Origin of the sequence: Sphingomonas sp. BK580, from assembly GCF_014194975.1 — a bacterium.
Classification (GTDB): Bacteria; Pseudomonadota; Alphaproteobacteria; order Sphingomonadales; family Sphingomonadaceae; genus Sphingomonas.
This window is the reverse complement of sequence record NZ_JACIAY010000032.1, coordinates 1-1121: the sequence shown is the minus strand read 5'-3', so window position 1 is coordinate 1121 and position 1121 is coordinate 1. Positions and strand designations below refer to the sequence as shown.

Annotated in this window: 1 protein-coding gene; it reads right to left on the bottom strand. The window is 69.9% G+C overall.

The features are described 5' to 3' along the window. Complete coding sequence (locus FHY05_RS22210; RefSeq protein ID WP_183946709.1) at positions 1-1119, bottom strand: glycosyltransferase family 2 protein; 1119 nt, start codon at positions 1117-1119, stop codon at positions 1-3. Positions 1120-1121: the final 2 nt, after the last annotated feature.

Sequence of the window (1121 nt, the reverse complement as noted above, 5' to 3'; positions counted from 1 at the left end):
TCAGCCGCGTTTGCGCCAGGTGAAGATCGACGACATCGCGTAGTTCCAGACCGTGGTCACCGCGATACCGGCGAGCGCCGACACGATCAGGTAGTTCTGGTGCTGGTAGAGGTAGTGGGCGATGCCGACATTGGCGAGGAAGCCGATGCCGCACACCAGGTTGAAGCTGAGCCAGCCCCACCACAGCCGCCGGCCGGTGAGCCGCTGGTCGCGGTAGGTCAGCAGGTTGTTGAGCAGGAAGTTGCTGGTGGTGGCGACCAAGGTGGCGGCGCCCTGGGCGATCGCGAACGAGCGCCCCTGGTGCGCCGCGCCGTCGCCGAACGTCAGCAAGGATTCGAGCACGATCGTCAGCACCAGGAAGTGGACGAACACGCCCGAGCCGCCGACCATCGCGAAGCTGATGAAGCGCACCGGCACGTAGCGGCCGAACGACTTGTCGAGCAGCAGCTGGAGATATTCCCACAGCACCAGGCTGTCGAGCTTGCTCTCGCCGTGCTGGCGGGTGCGGAAGGTGTAGGGCACCTCGGCGACGCGCAGCGGCTCGGGGGTCGAGGCGGCGATGTCGAGCAGGATCTTGAAGCCCACGGTCGAGAGGTTGGGCAGCGCCGCCATGAAGGCGTCGCGGCGCAGCATGAAGAAGCCGCTCATCGGGTCGCTGATCGGCGCGCGCGTCAGCCGTCCGGCGAGCCGCGTGGCGAAGCGGCTCATCGCGGCGCGGCGGCGGTCCCACTCGCCCACCCCGCCGCCCGCGACGTAGCGGCTGCCGACCACCAGGTCGACGTCGCCCTGCGTGATGCGGCGGAACATGTCGGTGAGCACGCGCTCGTCGTGCTGCATGTCGCCGTCCATCACCGCCACATAGGGCGCCGCGGTGGCGAGGATGCCCTCGATGCACGCGGTCGACAGGCCGCGCCGGCCGAAGCGCTGCACGACGCGCACGCGCGGGTCGGCCAGCGCGAGGTCGCGCGCCTGGTCGGCGGTGCGGTCGGGCGAGTTGTCGTCGACGAACACCACCTCCCAGCGCACGTCCGCCAGCGCCGCGTCGAGCGCGGCGACCAGCAGCGGCACGTTGCGCGACTCATTGTACACCGGCACCACGATCGCCAGCTCCGCCGGCAGCG